15 protein-coding genes are annotated in these 13,935 nt (G+C 71.1%); 11 read left to right on the forward strand and 4 right to left on the reverse strand.

What is annotated here, in order from left to right; translation table 11 throughout:
• Positions 1–23 precede the first annotated feature (23 nt).
• The gene (locus tag P3F85_RS09025; protein ID WP_374006876.1) at positions 24–2,885 is read right to left on the reverse strand and encodes a LuxR C-terminal-related transcriptional regulator; all 2,862 of its coding nucleotides are present in this window, start codon (positions 2,883–2,885) and stop codon (positions 24–26) included.
• Between the two features lie 121 nt (positions 2,886–3,006).
• On the opposite strand from P3F85_RS09025, the gene P3F85_RS09030 reads away from it, so the two are divergent.
• The 3 genes from P3F85_RS09030 (at position 3,007) to P3F85_RS09040 (ending at position 4,289) form a co-directional block, all read left to right on the forward strand.
• Complete coding sequence (locus tag P3F85_RS09030; RefSeq protein ID WP_374006878.1) at positions 3,007–3,255, forward strand: SCO4226 family nickel-binding protein; 249 nt, start codon at positions 3,007–3,009, stop codon at positions 3,253–3,255.
• A gap of 19 nt (positions 3,256–3,274) precedes the next feature.
• Positions 3,275–3,463, forward strand: coding sequence for a hypothetical protein (locus P3F85_RS09035; protein ID WP_374006879.1), 189 nt, complete (start codon positions 3,275–3,277; stop codon positions 3,461–3,463).
• 64 nt (positions 3,464–3,527) lie between these two features.
• Positions 3,528–4,289: a nuclease-related domain-containing protein gene (locus P3F85_RS09040; RefSeq protein WP_374006881.1), complete on the forward strand. Its 762-nt coding sequence runs from the start codon at positions 3,528–3,530 to the stop codon at positions 4,287–4,289.
• Positions 4,290–4,323: 34 nt separating this feature from the next.
• On the opposite strand, the gene P3F85_RS09045 is transcribed toward P3F85_RS09040, so the two are convergent.
• A complete protein-coding gene (locus tag P3F85_RS09045) occupies positions 4,324–5,217 on the reverse strand; it encodes a metal-dependent hydrolase (protein ID WP_374006882.1) in 894 nt (297 codons plus the stop codon).
• A gap of 62 nt (positions 5,218–5,279) precedes the next feature.
• On the opposite strand from P3F85_RS09045, the gene P3F85_RS09050 reads away from it, so the two are divergent.
• The 5 genes from P3F85_RS09050 (at position 5,280) to P3F85_RS09070 (ending at position 9,201) form a co-directional block, all read left to right on the forward strand.
• On the forward strand, positions 5,280–6,245 hold the full coding sequence (locus P3F85_RS09050; protein ID WP_374006884.1) for a Dyp-type peroxidase: 966 nt from the start codon (positions 5,280–5,282) through the stop codon (positions 6,243–6,245).
• A 119-nt stretch (positions 6,246–6,364) separates the two neighbouring features.
• The gene (locus tag P3F85_RS09055) at positions 6,365–7,213 is read left to right on the forward strand and encodes an ABC transporter substrate-binding protein (protein WP_374006886.1); all 849 of its coding nucleotides are present in this window, start codon (positions 6,365–6,367) and stop codon (positions 7,211–7,213) included.
• A 9-nt stretch (positions 7,214–7,222) separates the two neighbouring features.
• Positions 7,223–8,101: an amino acid ABC transporter permease gene (locus P3F85_RS09060; protein ID WP_374006887.1), complete on the forward strand. Its 879-nt coding sequence runs from the start codon at positions 7,223–7,225 to the stop codon at positions 8,099–8,101.
• Complete coding sequence (locus P3F85_RS09065; protein ID WP_374006888.1) at positions 8,098–8,844, forward strand: amino acid ABC transporter ATP-binding protein; 747 nt, start codon at positions 8,098–8,100, stop codon at positions 8,842–8,844. The genes P3F85_RS09060 and P3F85_RS09065 overlap by 4 nt, the downstream gene beginning before the upstream one ends.
• Before the next feature lie 75 nt (positions 8,845–8,919).
• Complete coding sequence (locus P3F85_RS09070; RefSeq protein WP_374006890.1) at positions 8,920–9,201, forward strand: hypothetical protein; 282 nt, start codon at positions 8,920–8,922, stop codon at positions 9,199–9,201.
• A 52-nt stretch (positions 9,202–9,253) separates the two neighbouring features.
• Here the strand turns inward: P3F85_RS09070 and sufU are convergent, their stop codons facing one another.
• Both sufU and P3F85_RS09080 read right to left on the reverse strand, forming a co-directional pair.
• On the reverse strand, positions 9,254–9,691 hold the full coding sequence (gene sufU / locus P3F85_RS09075) for a Fe-S cluster assembly sulfur transfer protein SufU (RefSeq protein WP_374006892.1): 438 nt from the start codon (positions 9,689–9,691) through the stop codon (positions 9,254–9,256).
• Complete coding sequence (locus P3F85_RS09080) at positions 9,688–10,977, reverse strand: SufS family cysteine desulfurase (RefSeq protein ID WP_374006894.1); 1,290 nt, start codon at positions 10,975–10,977, stop codon at positions 9,688–9,690. Before P3F85_RS09080 ends, sufU begins: the two co-directional genes overlap by 4 nt.
• A 168-nt stretch (positions 10,978–11,145) precedes the next feature.
• Here P3F85_RS09080 and P3F85_RS09085 point away from each other — a divergent pair, with 168 nt between their 5' ends.
• From P3F85_RS09085 to P3F85_RS09095, 3 genes are read left to right on the forward strand one after another with little or no spacing between them, the layout of a single operon-like run.
• Positions 11,146–12,801 carry an HAD family acid phosphatase gene (locus P3F85_RS09085; protein WP_374006895.1) on the forward strand — a complete coding sequence of 552 codons (1,656 nt, stop codon included), beginning with the start codon at positions 11,146–11,148 and terminating at the stop codon, positions 12,799–12,801.
• A 50-nt stretch (positions 12,802–12,851) separates the two neighbouring features.
• Positions 12,852–13,049, forward strand: a complete 198-nt coding sequence (locus P3F85_RS09090; protein WP_374006896.1) for a hypothetical protein — start codon at positions 12,852–12,854, stop codon at positions 13,047–13,049.
• Between the two features lie 50 nt (positions 13,050–13,099).
• Positions 13,100–13,903 carry an alpha/beta fold hydrolase gene (locus P3F85_RS09095; RefSeq protein WP_374006898.1) on the forward strand — a complete coding sequence of 268 codons (804 nt, stop codon included), beginning with the start codon at positions 13,100–13,102 and terminating at the stop codon, positions 13,901–13,903.
• Positions 13,904–13,935: the final 32 nt, after the last annotated feature.

A 13,935-nucleotide genomic window follows, 5' to 3' on the forward strand; every position in this document is an offset into this window, starting at 1 on the left:
TAGCCCGTGTCGCACCGGGCAGGTCAAGCCTCCGCCGCCACATCCGCCGGGGCCCGGACCGCCCAGGCGGCGATCTCCGTTCGGCGGGAAGCGCCGAGTTTGGTGAGGATGTGCTCGATGTGCGTTGCGACGGTCTTCGGAGCGATGTGCAGTGCTTCCGCGATCTCACGGTTCGTGCATCCGCGCGCCACCAGGCGGGCCACCTCGTCCTCTCGTGCGCTGAGCACGGTGGGTGCGACACCATCGGCGAGGCGCAGGTCGACGGCGTCTGCGAGCGAGACCAGCGCCGCAGCTCCGGCGAGTGTTCCCGCTGCACGCGCCTCCGCCACGAGAGCAGCGGCCGCCGCCGGGCTGCGCGTCCGCCGCGCGGCCTCCGCCTGGTCCAGCAGCGCGCGCGTCCCCTCCCACCAGCGGTACCGGGCCCGCCATCCATCCGCCGCCGAGGCGAGCAGGTCCTTCGCCGCGGTGAACCGTCTCTCCTGCACAGCGAGCAGCCCTTCGGCGTGCGCGAGCGAATGCTCGGTCCCGGGGATGCCCCGTCGCTCGATCAGTTCACGCGTCTCGTCCAGCCATTCGCGCGCCCGCGTGACGGCGCCGGCGGTGAGGAGTGCGCGCATCCCGGTGACGACGAAGGGAAAGAGGTAGGCGGCGTCTCGCGCCACCCGCGACTCGGCGAGCCCGCGTTCGGACAGTGCGACCGCCTCGGCCACCTCGCCCTCCAGGAGCGCCTGCTCCGCGAGGCCCCACAGCGCCGGAGACAGTCGCTGCAACTCCTGCATCCGCTCCCCCAGCTCGGCCGCGCGCGACAGCCGCTCGCGGGCAGCCGCACGGTCGCCCCGGGCGAGTCCGACGAACCCGAGCACATGCAATGCGGTGATCTCGGTGGTGATTCCGCCCCGACCGTCCGCGAGGGCACGGGAGGCCAGCTCCTCCGCGCCGGCGAGGTCGCCCACGGACCAGAGCACGTGGCCCAGATGGGCCTGAAGGTAGTGCGCGTCGTTCCATCGCTCGATCCGGGTGGCGTAGCGGATGCCCTCCTCGAGCCAGCCCTCGACGCGGGGGTACTGGAGCAGCACGGAGGCGCCCGACCCCAGCATCCGGTAGGCGCGAGCAGCCTGCGCCTCATAGCGCTCCGATGCCGCGGTCTGCGCGCAATTCCGCAGAAGGTCCCAGCCCTCTTCTCCTGCACCTGCGAAAACGAGGACGGCGCCACGGGTCGTGTCGAGATCCAGCCGGTCGGGACCGTCGACATCCAGAAGCGGCCGCGCCTGATCGGCGTACTCGAGGGCCTCCTCGAGCCGGCGGTCCAGCATCGCGGCAGCGGCCAGGGCGGCCAGCAGGCGACCCCGAACCCGTTCGGCTGCACGGGCGGCGACCGGGTCGGTGACGGCCCCGTCCGTCCACCCGATCGCCTCGCGCAGGGTGGTGGCCCGGGCCGCGTAGTCCGCGCCCAGGAGATGCATCACGGCGACCAGCGACGGCACGACCGCAGCTGCGTCGACGTCATCGCCGGCCTCACGGAACAGTTCGACCGCGCGACGGAACTCACGCTCGGCCTCCGGATTCGCGTCCGCGGCCTGGAGTTCCGCGCCCAGCAGCCGATGCAGTTCGGCCCGCTCGCGGGGCGGCGTCGCGGAGGGCACCGTCCGTTCGGCGCGACGATACAGCTCCACGGCTTCACGGTGTGCCGAGAGATCAGCGGCTCGCCCCGCTGCGCGCCGCGACAACGCGTACGCCTCGTCGGCCCGGCCCGCGCGCTCACTGTGCACGGACAGGATGGCGTCCGAGAGTCCGCGCGAACCGGCCAGCACGCGGGCGTGGAGCGTGCGCCGCTCCGCAGAGGGCAACGCCGCGTAGACGGCATCGCGGAGCAGAGCGTGGCGGAAGTCGTAGCCGTCGCCGGCCGGCACCACGAAGTGCTGGGCCACGAGCTCGTCGAGGACGGCGTCGAGCTGCCGGCCGGTCACTCCCGTGCCCTCGTCCAGCACGACGGCCAGCAGCCGCCGATCGAACTCGCGCCCGATGACGGCTGCCGCACCCAGCGCTCGGGCAGCGGGCGGAGAGAGGAGCCGGGCGCGGGTGACCACCGCATCGCCCACTGTCTCCGGCACCTGATCCAGCCCGGTTGCCGCCAACTCCTCCACATGCAGCGGGATCCCGTCAGCGGCGGCGTGCATCCGGTCCACGTCGGTGTCGGCGGGCTCCACACCATCGATGGCGGCCAGCATGCGCCGAGTCCCGTCGAGCTCCAGGCGCTGCAGGACGAGTTCCTCCGCCCGGCGGTGGGCCAGCAGGTCGAGTCGCCACGTGGTGAACTCCGGTTGGGCGTCCGGCTCTTCGGTCCGGTAGGTGCCGACGATGAACGACGGCACGGAAGGCAACTCCGCGGTGACCCGCTGGAGCACGTCGAGGGTGAGCTGGTCCGCCCAGTGCAGGTCCTCCAGCCGCAGCAGCACGGGGACGCGCAGCGCCGTGAGCAGCGCGTCAGTCAGTTCCGCCACGAGCAGACGACGGCCGGAGCCGCCCCCTGGGCTCGCGGGCGCCGCACCCTCCCAGGTCAGAACCAGTGAACGCAGGCGGTCTGCGGCCTCCGTGTCCCCCGCATCGCGCAGCCCGCCCGCGATCCCGAGGAGCAGCAGGCCGGGCGTCTGCCTGTCGCCCGCGAACGACTCGGCGTGTGCCGTCCGTCCACCCGCCGCGATGGTCAGTTCATCCAGCAGCCGCGACTTGCCGATGCCGGCCTCGCCGCCGATCAGCAGCATCCCTCCCCGTCCGGCCGCGGCCTGCTCACGGCGGCGGAGGGCGAGCGCCATCACGTCCTCCCGGCCGACGAACAGCGGACAGACCCTGGCCGCACCGCCAGCCGGCGGCGAACCCGCGCTCATGCCCGCAGTGTAGCGCCGGGCGGCCGCCACGGCACCGGAGCGCGGTCAGGATCGGCAGAACGACCGATGCGTCGCAGCCACCTTCGCCCGCACGCTGGAGTCATCACGAAAGGAGCCGATCATGGCACAATTCATCGACGTTCACGACGGGTTCGTGGGAGTCACACGGGAGCAGTTGGCCGAAGCGCACGACGCGGATGCGGCGATCGAGAGCGAGGAGGGCGTCCACATCGAGCGCGCGTGGCTCGACCCCGTCAGCGGCAAGGTGTTCTGCCTCTCGACCGGGCCGTCGAAGGAGGCGCTCATGCGCATCCACGAGCGGGCCGGGCACCCGACCGACCAGGTGTACGAGGTGAGCATCGAGGTGTGACCGGCGTACAGTGCGCGGCATGAGCGACCGACCGGACGACACCGCAGCACCCCGCGACGCCGACGAGCTGACCGACGCCGTCAGCGAGCTGGGCGACACCGACACCGACCGGCTGGATGCGGTCCTCGAGCGCAACGAGTCGCTCGAGGAACGCCTCCCGAGCAGCGAGGACCTGCCGCACACCCACGGGTCCCCGGAACAGGGGTAGCCGCCGCGTCCCTGTCCCCGGGTTGGGACTGTGACCGCGCCCGGCGCCTCTGTACGGTTGCCGGGTGAGTGGACAGAGGATGCGCGACCGGCCGCCCGGAACAGCGGTGATGGAGCAGGTGGTGCGACTCCACGAGGCGTGCCCGCAGCGATCCCGTCTCGCCCGCGCCCTGGGGCGGCACCCGCTGAGCGAGGACGCCCAGCCCTGGTTCTCCGGCGCGCTCGGCGAGCGGGAGGTGGGCGCGCTCCTGGCGCGGCTGCCGCAGGGCTGGAGCGCGTTCCACGCGGTCCCCGTGGGTGCCGGTGACGCGGATGTCGACCACCTCGTCGTGGGTCCGGGCGGCGTCTTCGTCATCAACACGAAGCACCACCGCGGAGCACGCGTGACCATCTACGCCCGCTCGGTGCTGGTGGAGGGCCAGAAGAAGCCGTACCTCCTCAACTCCGACCTGGAGGCGTCCCGTGTGCGCGGCCTGCTGCTGCGGGCCGGCATCGAGGCACCGGTCGAGCCGGTCATCGTGGTCGTCGGCGCCAAGGAGCTGCGGATGCGGCAGAAGCCCGTCCGCGCCGCCGTGCTCCGCTCCGAGGGCCTCGTGCGCTGGCTGTCGCGACGGCCCAGCCGCCTGGACGCGGAGACCGTCGCCCGCGCCGCGAACCTCTTCGACGACCCGGCGACGTGGCGGCCGGTCGTCTCGTCGGCCGACACCCAGGAGCGCTTCGACGCCATCGAACGGGAAGTGCGCGGAGCGCAGTGGGTGCGGTTCGGCTGGGCTCTCGCCGGTGGCCTCGGGATGCTCGCCGTGGCGTTGCCGTTCCTGCCGCACTGACCCGCCGGCCCCCTGGCCCGCTGGCCCACCGCCCTCAGGCCGGCTGCGCCGTCGTCCGCATCGTCAGCGCGAGTGCCCCCTCCGCGTCGGTCAGCTCGAGCGCGGTCGTGACGGCCGCCACCTCGGCCAGCGATCGCAGGTGCGTTCCCCCGCACGGGATCTCGACGGTCCCCTCGGGGAGCTCGGCTCGCCAGCGGCGCCGCTCCCCCAGGCCGTGACCGTCGCCGTCGCGCACGATCGAGATGCCGGCGCCGCTCGCCACCCACTCGGCGAGTGTCCGGTCGATCGACGCTGACACCTCGTCCAGCCGTGGCGCCAGCTCCGCCGCTGCGAACCCCTTCTTGCGCAGGCTCTTGCCGATCCGGTACTCGTCGAGGGAGCCGCCCTCCAGGATGCGGGAGGTCGTGATCGCCAGCTGGTCGAAGTTCGGGCGGCCGCGTCCATCCACCGGCACCTCTTTGCTCCAGAGGGACGACAGGGCGTCGTTGAGGGCGAGCGATGCCAGGTGGCAGGCGGTGTGGCCGGCGGACAGCGCGTGTCGTCGCTCGGCGTCGACGGTCACCGTGACGACGCTTCCCGGCTCGAGACCGGTGGCGTCCTCGACGAGGTGGGCGACCACGAAGGCCCACCCCTCGGTGCCGGTGCGGACGGGGGCGTCACCGACATGAAGCGTGGACCCGTCGGTGGCTCCGACGACCGCATCGACGATCGGGTACGACCGCCCCTTCACCGACAACTCGCCCGCGTCGGCCGGCTGGTCCGGCCACACCGGGTCGACGGGATGGAAGGCGGTGCGGTCGAGGATCACGGCCGTGCGGCCGTCGGCGAGCGGCTCCAGATGGAGGACGGTCCCGGTCGAGGTGAGGTCGCCGTCCGGGTACGTGACGACGGTGTCTGCGCTGACGGCGATCGAGGTGGGGAGGCTCATCCCTCCAGCCTACGGTCCCGGGACGGTGGCGGACCGGGGCCTCCGTACGGCAGCATGGCGGCATGGCGAACACCGGCGACCAGCCCTGGCAGCGCGTCCCCATCGATCCGCAGAGCGTCGACGCCCCGCTGTCGCGGGCGGCGGTCTTCCTGGTGGTGAGCGTCGGCGACTCACCGGACGCCCTCGCCATGGTCAAGGGCGTGCTCGGCGGCATCACCGACCAGGTCAAGACGGTCGGCTTCCGCGACCTCGGCGCGCGCCTCTCCTGCAACGTGGGCATCGGGGCCGCCCTGTGGTCACGCCTCACCGATGCGCCGATGCCACGCGAGCTGCACCCGTTCCGCGAGATCGCGGGATCGGTCCACACCGCTGTGTCGACGCCCGGCGACCTGCTCTTCCACATCCGGGCGGAGCGGAGCGACTTCACCTTCGAGCTCGAACGGCAGCTCCTCGACGCGCTCGGCGACGCCGTGGAGGTCGTCGATGAGGTCGTCGGCTTCCGCTACTTCGACGCCCGCGATCTGCTCGGTTTCGTCGACGGGACGGCGAATCCCGCAGCCGGCGACATGTCGCAGGCCACCACCGTCGGAGACGAGGACCCGGACCACGCGGGCGGCAGCTACGTCGTCGTCCAGAAGTACCTCCATGACCTGTCCCGCTGGAACGGTCTGCCGGTGCCGTCGCAGGAGGGCGTCATCGGTCGCACCAAGGTCGAGAACATCGAGCTCCCGGACGCCGAGCACGGCCAGAAGTCACACAAGACGCTGGCGACGATCGTCGACGAGGCGGGTGTGGAGCACGAGATCCTGCGCGACAACATGCCGTTCGGGCGCCCCGGTCACGGCGAGTTCGGCACCTACTTCATCGGGTACTCCCGCGCGCTGTGGGTGATCGAGCGGATGCTGGAGCGGATGTTCGTCGGCGATCCGGAGGGCAGCTACGACCGCATCCTGGACTTCTCGACGGCGGCGACGGGATCGACGTTCTTCGCCCCGACGCGGTCCTTCCTGGAGGCGCTGGGCGACTGAGGATTGCGGCGAACCTGGCCGGAACTCCCGTAACACAACGCAAGGAAGTTGTCCCTCGCGCGCGCGTGCGGGAGCCTGGATGTCACCCTGCTCGCACCGTGAATCCACCCGGAGGATCCATGTCCCGCTCACGCCGCATCCTCGCCGTCGCCGCCGGCATCACCGCCGCAGCGCTCGCCCTCGCGGGCTGCTCCGCCGGCACGAGTGGCGGTTCGTCGACGTCCGCCGACTCCGGCTACATCACCCCGGGAAAGCTGACGATCGGGACGGCCGAGCCCGCGTACTCCCCGTGGGTGATCGACGACAAGCCGCAGTCCGGCAAGGGCTTCGAGGCTGCCGTCGCGTACGCCGTCGCGGACAAGCTGGGTTTCACGAAGAAGGACGTCACCTGGGTGCGCAGCACGTTCGACCAGGCCATCGCCCCGGGGCCGAAGACCTTCGACTTCAACCTCCAGCAGTTCTCGATCACCGACGAGCGCAAGAAGGCGGTTGACTTCTCCTCGCCCTACTACGAGACCAGCCAGGTCGTCGTGACCACCGCCGCCTCCCCCGCGGCGAAGGCGACCTCGATCGCCGACCTCAAGAAGCTCTCCATCGGCGCGCAGACCGCCACGACGAGCTTCGACGCTGCCGAGAAGCAGATCGCGCCGAGCGGCGGCGTGCAGGCCTTCAACTCCAACGACGACGCCAAGCTCGCGCTCGAGAACAAGCAGGTGGATGCGATCGTGGTCGACCTGCCGACGGCCTTCTACCTGCGGGATGCGGAACTCACCGACGGCAAGATCGTCGGCCAGCTCCCGAAGGCGGCCGGCCAGCAGGGCGACCAGTTCGGCCTCGTGCTCGCCAAGGACAGCCCACTCACCGCGAAGGTCACCAAGGCGGTCGACGCGCTCCGCTCGGACGGCACCCTCGACAAGCTGGCGACGCAGTGGCTCGCCGCCGACGGCAACGCGCCCGTGCTGAAGTAGCCTTCGACGGTGAGCACCACCTCCACTTCGACCGCCCCCGCCGTTGCGCCTCCGCCCAGTGCGGTGGAACTCGACCGCCGGCTCTACCGCAAACGCCAGACCACCCGGTCGGTGCTGATCAGCCTGGTCAGCACCGCGGCCGTCGCGGTGATCGCCTGGGCGTTCGTCATCAACACGCCCGGCTGGGCCCGCGTACAGCAGACGTTCTTCGATCCGGCCGTCGCGGTGGAGGCCTGGCCGCGCGTCTTCGAGGGTCTGCTGCTCAACATCCGTGTCCTGATCGTCGCGGCGATCGGCGTGCTGATCGTCAGCATCCTGCTGGCCGCCGCACGCACCCTGCGGGGCGCGATCTTCTTCCCCCTGCGCGCGCTCGCGGCCGGCTACACCGACCTGTTCCGCGGGATGCCGCTGATCATCGTCCTGTACCTGGTCGGCTTCGGCCTGCCGGGACTCGGGGTGTTCCCGCGCATGCCACCGGAGTTCTGGGGGACGATCGCGCTGATCCTGGTCTATTCGGCCTACGTGTCCGAGGTGTTCCGCGCGGGCATCGAGGCCGTGCACCCATCACAACGGCTCGCAGCGCGCGGACTCGGGTTGTCGCACTACCAGACCTTGCGGCTCGTCATCCTGCCGCAGGCGGTGCGCAAGGTGACGCCCGCGCTGATGAACGACTTCGTTGCGATGCAGAAGGACGTCGGCCTGATCTCGGTGCTCGGAGCGGTGGATGCGGTGCGGGCCGCCCAGATCGAGACCGCCCTCACGTACAACTTCACCCCGTACGTCCTCGCCGGCCTGCTGTTCGTGCTCCTGGCGCTGCCGATGATCCGGCTCACCGATTGGTACTCCGCGCGTATCCGCCGTCGCGAGCAGGTCGGGAGCATCGTATGACCGCGCCGGTGCTGCGGCTGGCCGGGGTGCGCAAGCGCTTCGGCGACACCTTGGTGCTGCGCGGCATCGACCTCGACGTGCACGAACACGAGGTGGTCGCCCTGATCGGATCGAGCGGGTCGGGCAAGTCGACCCTCCTGCGCACCGTCAACCTCCTGGAGCAGATCGACGACGGGCAGATCTTCCTCGGAGAGCGGGACATCAGCGATCCGCGCGTCCCGGCCGACGCGGTGCGCGGGCGGATCGGCGTGGTGTTCCAGCACTACAACCTCTTCCCGCACCTCTCCGTGCTCGACAACGTGACCCTGGCCTCCCGTCGGGTCCATCGCATCCCCCGGGCCGAGGCCGAGCGGAAGGCGCTGGCCCTCCTCGACGGAATCGGGCTGGGCGACAAGGCGAAGGAGTTCCCCGACCGGCTCTCCGGTGGGCAGCAGCAGCGCGCCGCGATCGTACGGGCGATCGCCACGGACCCGGAGCTGCTGCTCCTCGACGAGGTCACCAGCGCGCTCGATCCGGAGCTCGTCGGCGAGGTGCTCGAACTCATCCGCGCGCTCAAGGCCTCCGGGACGACGATCGTCATGGCGACCCACGAGATGGCATTCGCGCGCGATGTGGCCGACCGCGTGGTGTTCCTCGACCAGGGCGTCATCGCGGAGCAGGGGCCGCCGTCCCAGCTGTTCGGCGCTCCCCGAGAGGACCGTACCCGCGCGTTCCTCGCGCGCTTCGCCGAGCGCACGGCGTAACGCAGCGAAGGCTTTCGCAACAGGTCGTCATGTTCGTGGCGAGAGGATGCTGCGGCGCGGTACAAACGGTCGATCATGTCGCGCATCTTCACGAGCAAGTTCAACCCGGGGCGGGCCCGCTGGGAGCTGGTCGTCAGCCCGGAGGGAGACGTCTACGCCTTCCCGCTGACCCTGCCGATCGCACAGCGGCAGGCGCTCGGCGGCCACAAGCGGTACCTGGTGGGGCGCGTCGTGAAGCGCACCGAGTCGTGGACGGCGGCCGGGCCGTCGGGCCTCGTCTACGGGACGACCTTCCCGTCGCTGCCCTCCGCGCTCGTGGCGATCGCGGACGAGGTCGATCTGGCGCCCGTGCCCTAGCGAAGGAGAATCGGGCCGAAATCTCCGACGGAAGGCTCAGGGGCGCAGGTGGCTAGGCGGACTTGAGGAGCGCGTCCTCGAGCGCCACCCACGGCAGCATCGCGCACTTGACGCGCGTCACGTACTTCGAGACCCCGGCCAGTGCGACCGCGTCGCCGAGCAGCTCCTCGTCGCCCTCCAGGGCGCCCCTCGAGTGCATCAGTTCGCGGAACGCACCGATGGACGCGGCCAGCTGCTCGCGGTCGACCTCGTGCACCAGGTCGCTCAGCAGCGAGGCGGACGCGGTCGAGATGGAGCAGCCGTGGCCCTCCCAGCCGATCGAGAGGACGCGGCCCTGAGCGTCGGTGCGGACCCCCACGGTGACCTCGTCGCCGCAGGTCGGGTTGAACTGGTGGGAACTCGCCGCCTCGTCCCCCGCGATGCCGTAGCCGTGCTTCTCCCGCGCGTGGTCGAGGATGACCTGCTGGTAGAGGTTCTGCAGATCGCTCATCGGGCGCCTCCCGCGGCCACGCCGAAGAACACGCGGGCGTCGGCGATCGCCGCGACCGCGGCATCCACCTCGTCGGCCGTGTTGTAGAGGTAGGTGCTGATGCGGGTGCTGGCCGTCGCGCCGAAGCGCCGGTGCACCGGCTGCGCGCAGTGGTGACCGACGCGCACGGCGATGCCGCGATCGTCGAGGAACTGCCCGACGTCGTGGGCGTGGATCCCTTCGACGACCACGCTCGCGAGGCCGACGCGCGGCACTCCCTGCCCCGGCCCCAGGATGCGGACGCCCTCCAGCGCTTCGAGCCCGGCAAGGAGCCGCTCCCCCAGCGCCTCCTCGTGCGCCGCGATCGCGGGCATGCCTGCCGCTTCGAGGTAGTCGACGGCCGCCGCCAGCGCAACGGCCTGCGACACCCGCTGGGTGCCCGCCTCGAACCGCTGAGGCGCGGGAAGGTACTCGGCGCCCTCCAGTGTCACCTGTGTGATCATCGAGCCGCCGGTGAGGAACGGCGGGAGCGCGTTCAGGAGCTCGGTGCGGCCGTACAGCGCACCGACACCCGTCGGGCCGAGCATCTTGTGCCCCGAGAACACGGCGAAGTCGACGTCGAGCGCCGGGAGATCGACCGGCAGGTGCGGCACGGACTGGCACGCGTCGAGGACGACGAGCGCGCCGTGCTCGTGCGCGAGTGCGACGAGCTCGGCGACCGGGTTGATGCCGCCCAGAACGTTCGAGACGTGGGCGAAGGCGACCACCTTCGTGCGCGGCCCGATCAGTTCGGCGGCCTGGTCGAGGCGCAGCATCCCGTCGTCGGTGAGCCCGACCACCCGAAGAGTCGCGCCCGTGCGTGCCGCGAGCTCCTGCCACGGGATGAGGTTGGCGTGGTGCTCCGCCTCGGTCACCACGATCTCGTCCCCGGCCGCAAGGCGGAACCGTTCGGCAGCGGCGCCTCCGCGGCCGAGCGACGCGTTCGACATCCCGTACGCGAGCAGGTTGATGCCCTCGGTGGCGTTGGAGGTCCACACCAGCTCGTCGGGCTGCGCACCGACGAATCCGGCGACGCGGGCGCGCGCGTCCTCGAACAGCTCGGTCGCCTCCCCTGCGACGGTGTGCGCGCCGCGGTGTACGGCCGACGTGTACCGTTCGGCGAACGCCCGCTCGGCGTCCAGCACCTGTCGCGGCTTCTGCGAGGTGGCGCCGGAGTCGAGATAGACGAAGGGGTGCCCGTTCACCTCGCGGGAGAGGATCGGGAAGTCCGCGCGGAGGGCGGCCGTGTCGAGGATGTCGGTGCGCATACGGGCCTTAACGTTACCGGGGCACACTTCACTCCCGCTGTGCGTCTGCGCATCCGCGCGCATCCGAGCAGCTGCCGAGATCTTCCGTCGAACCGCCGCGATCGTTAGGCTGCATCCGGCCCCTGAACAGGGGCAGACCAGAACGAACCGATGGCGAAGGTGCGGTCCATGTCGAACACTCCCCCCACTCACCCCCGGCTCCGCCGCGCGCTCGTCGGCGCCGCCGGAGTGCTCGCACTGGCGCTCGGCGTCGGCCTCGCGGATGCACCCGCCGCCGTCGCCTGGGATCCCGGCCACGGCGGCACGACGCTCGCACCGCGCACGACCTTCACGATGGCGCCGGACGGCTCCAGCGGGGCCACCCAGGGTGGTGAGGGCATCCCGAACATCGACTCGGTCAAGAAGACCATCGCCACGTATTACGGGGATCCCGGAACCGGCATCGCCGACAAGACGGACTCGCCGTACATCCGGGAGCTCGCAGGCATCCTCTCCCGCGAGAAGGCGCAGCTGAAGGCAGGCTACGACCGAGCGATCCAGCACGGTCAGAAGCCGGCGATCGTCTTCGACGCCGACGACACCACGCTGTGGACGTACGACATGGAGGTGGCGGACATGCACTTCACCTTCAACCCGGCCGAGCAGGATGTGTGGGTGCAGGCCCAGCGCTTCCCGGCCACACCCGGGATGGTCGACTTCGTCAATCAGGCCGCCGCGATCGGCTACACGGTCTTCGGACTGACGGGCCGCAATGACGATCAGAAGGCCGCCACCCTGGGCAACCTCGCCAAGGACGGCTACACCGCGTTCACCTCCGACCGCTTCTACACGAAGTGGACCGGCAAAGGCGCCTCGCAGCAGCCGCCGTACGTCACGTGCGCCGCGGCGAGCTGCACGACGGTCGAGTACAAGGCGCTGACGCGGAAGCACATCCAGGACCTCGGCTACACCGTCACACTCAACGTCGGCGACCAGTGGTCCGACCTCCAGGGCGGGTACGCGCAGGAGGCACTGAAGCTGCCGAACCCGACGTACTACCTGCCGTCGGCCGACCTTCCCGGCGTGAACGAGCCGCAGCTCTCGCCGCGCACCCACTTCACCATGGCACCGGATGGCTCCAGCGGCTCCAGCCAGAGCGGCGAGGGCATCCCGAACATCGACTCGGTGAAGAAGACCATCGCGGCCTACTACGGCGACCCCGGCACCGGCATCGCGAACAAGACCGACTCGCCCTACATCCGCGAGCTGCGCTCCATCGTGCAGCGGCAGGCGCCCGTGCTGGCCGCGACCTGCTTCGTCGAGAAGAAGCTGCACAAGAACCCGGCGATCGTCCTCGACACCGACGACACCACGCTCTGGACGTACGACATGGAGGTGGCGGACATGCACTTCACCTTCAACCCGGCCGAGCAGGATGTGTGGGTGCAGGATCAGCGCTTCCCCGCGACCCCGCACATGACGAGTCTCGCCGCGATCGCACAGAAGGCCGGGTGCACGCTGATCGGCCTCACCGGACGCAACGATGGCCAGAAGGCGGCCACCCTCGGCAACCTGGCCAAGGTGGGCTACACCGGCTTCACCGCGCAGAACTTCTACACGAAGTGGACGGGCGTCGGCGCCTCCCTGCAGCCCCCGTACATCGCCTGCGCGACGGCCAAGTGCACGACCATCGAGTACAAGTCGCAGACCCGGGCGCACATCGAGTCCGCCGCCGGGGGCCGCTACGACATCGTCGCGAACTTCGGCGACCAGTTCAGCGACCTCATCGGCGGCCACGCCGACCGGACCGTGAAGCTGCCGAACCCGACCTACTACCTGCCCTGACGGCAGCACCCGGCCGTGCCCCGGCCGCCGCTCGCCGCTAGGCTCGGGGCATGGTCGAGCGGACGAACGGGTCACCGTGGTTCTTCATCCTCGGGATCGCGCTGGTCGTCGCCGGTCTGGCCGGACCCCTCCTCGTCGAGGCCGCACTCGGTGACGTGCAGTGGCTCGTCCGTGGCGCCGGGGTGCTGGTCGCCATCGGTGGCGGCGTGCTGATCGGCTTCGGAGTGCGCCGGCGCCAGGGCCGCTGAGGGGCGCGCGCACTCCTGCCACCGGGCTCGAGGGGATACGCTGGCGTGCCATGAGCACGGTCACCTCTTCCGACGGAACCACCCTCGCCTACGAACTCGACGGGAACGGCCCGGCCGTCATCCTCGTCGATGGAGCAAGCTGCTACCGCGACGCGGGTCCGATGCGGCAGATCGGCGCCGCCCTCCGCGACCGGCTGACCGTCGTCCTCTACGACCGGCGCGGCCGCGGGCAGAGTTCCGACGAGCTCGCCGACCCGTCCGCGCGTGCGGTCGCGGTCGCTCGCGAGATCGACGATCTCGCGGCCCTGATCGATGCGGCGGGTGGGACCGCCACGCTGTTCGGGCTGTCGTCGGGCGGCGCTCTGGTGCTCGCCGCGGCGGCGGCGCTCGGCCCTCAGGCCGTCCCGCGGGTGGCCGTGTACGAGCCGCCCTACCTGCCCGACGCGATGCTGCCCTCCGCGGAGGCGTACACCCAGCAGCTCCTCGCGGCGCTCGCGGCCGGCGATCGGGCCGGAGCGGTCGAGCTGTTCCTGCGGCGGGTCGGTGTTCCCGAGGAGGGGATCGCCGGGATGCGGAACTCCCCCGGCTGGGAGGCCACGCTGGCCCTCGCCCCGACGCTCGCCTACGACGACGCCGCGATGGGCGACAGCCGCATCCCGGACGACCTGTTGCAGGCCGTCAGTGTTCCGGTCCTCGGTCTGGCCGGCGAGCAGACGCCCGGGTTCCTCCGCCTGGGCGCCGAAGGCGTGGCCTCCGGCGCCCAGGACGGCGCGTTCGAGATCGTCGCCGGCCAGACGCACGACGTCTCGGGCGAGGCCCTGGCCCCCCACCTGCTCCGCTTCATCGCCCTCTAACCCCTCCCGCCGCCCGTCGCCGCCGAGCACAG

Origin of the sequence: Leifsonia sp. T36S-04 (genome assembly GCF_042465655.1) — a bacterium.
In the GTDB taxonomy this organism is placed as follows: Bacteria; Actinomycetota; Actinomycetes; order Actinomycetales; family Microbacteriaceae; genus Leifsonia.

What these genes read in the sequence shown, in the direction of transcription:
- P3F85_RS09090 (WP_374006896.1), top strand. Translation starts at nt 12,852, where the DNA reads ATGGTCGAGCGGACGAACGGGTCACCGTGGTTCTTCATCCTCGGGATC.
- P3F85_RS09045 (WP_374006882.1), bottom strand. Translation starts at nt 5,217, where the DNA reads ATGAGCCTCCCCACCTCGATCGCCGTCAGCGCAGACACCGTCGTCACG.
- P3F85_RS09035 (WP_374006879.1), top strand. Translation starts at nt 3,275, where the DNA reads ATGAGCGACCGACCGGACGACACCGCAGCACCCCGCGACGCCGACGAG.
- P3F85_RS09095 (WP_374006898.1), top strand. Translation starts at nt 13,100, where the DNA reads ATGAGCACGGTCACCTCTTCCGACGGAACCACCCTCGCCTACGAACTC.
- P3F85_RS09030 (WP_374006878.1), top strand. Translation starts at nt 3,007, where the DNA reads ATGGCACAATTCATCGACGTTCACGACGGGTTCGTGGGAGTCACACGG.
- P3F85_RS09055 (WP_374006886.1), top strand. Translation starts at nt 6,365, where the DNA reads ATGTCCCGCTCACGCCGCATCCTCGCCGTCGCCGCCGGCATCACCGCC.
- sufU (WP_374006892.1), bottom strand. Translation starts at nt 9,691, where the DNA reads ATGAGCGATCTGCAGAACCTCTACCAGCAGGTCATCCTCGACCACGCG.
- P3F85_RS09065 (WP_374006888.1), top strand. Translation starts at nt 8,098, where the DNA reads ATGACCGCGCCGGTGCTGCGGCTGGCCGGGGTGCGCAAGCGCTTCGGC.
- P3F85_RS09050 (WP_374006884.1), top strand. Translation starts at nt 5,280, where the DNA reads ATGGCGAACACCGGCGACCAGCCCTGGCAGCGCGTCCCCATCGATCCG.
- P3F85_RS09080 (WP_374006894.1), bottom strand. Translation starts at nt 10,977, where the DNA reads ATGCGCACCGACATCCTCGACACGGCCGCCCTCCGCGCGGACTTCCCG.
- P3F85_RS09025 (WP_374006876.1), bottom strand. Translation starts at nt 2,885, where the DNA reads ATGAGCGCGGGTTCGCCGCCGGCTGGCGGTGCGGCCAGGGTCTGTCCG.
- P3F85_RS09070 (WP_374006890.1), top strand. Translation starts at nt 8,920, where the DNA reads ATGTCGCGCATCTTCACGAGCAAGTTCAACCCGGGGCGGGCCCGCTGG.
- P3F85_RS09085 (WP_374006895.1), top strand. Translation starts at nt 11,146, where the DNA reads ATGTCGAACACTCCCCCCACTCACCCCCGGCTCCGCCGCGCGCTCGTC.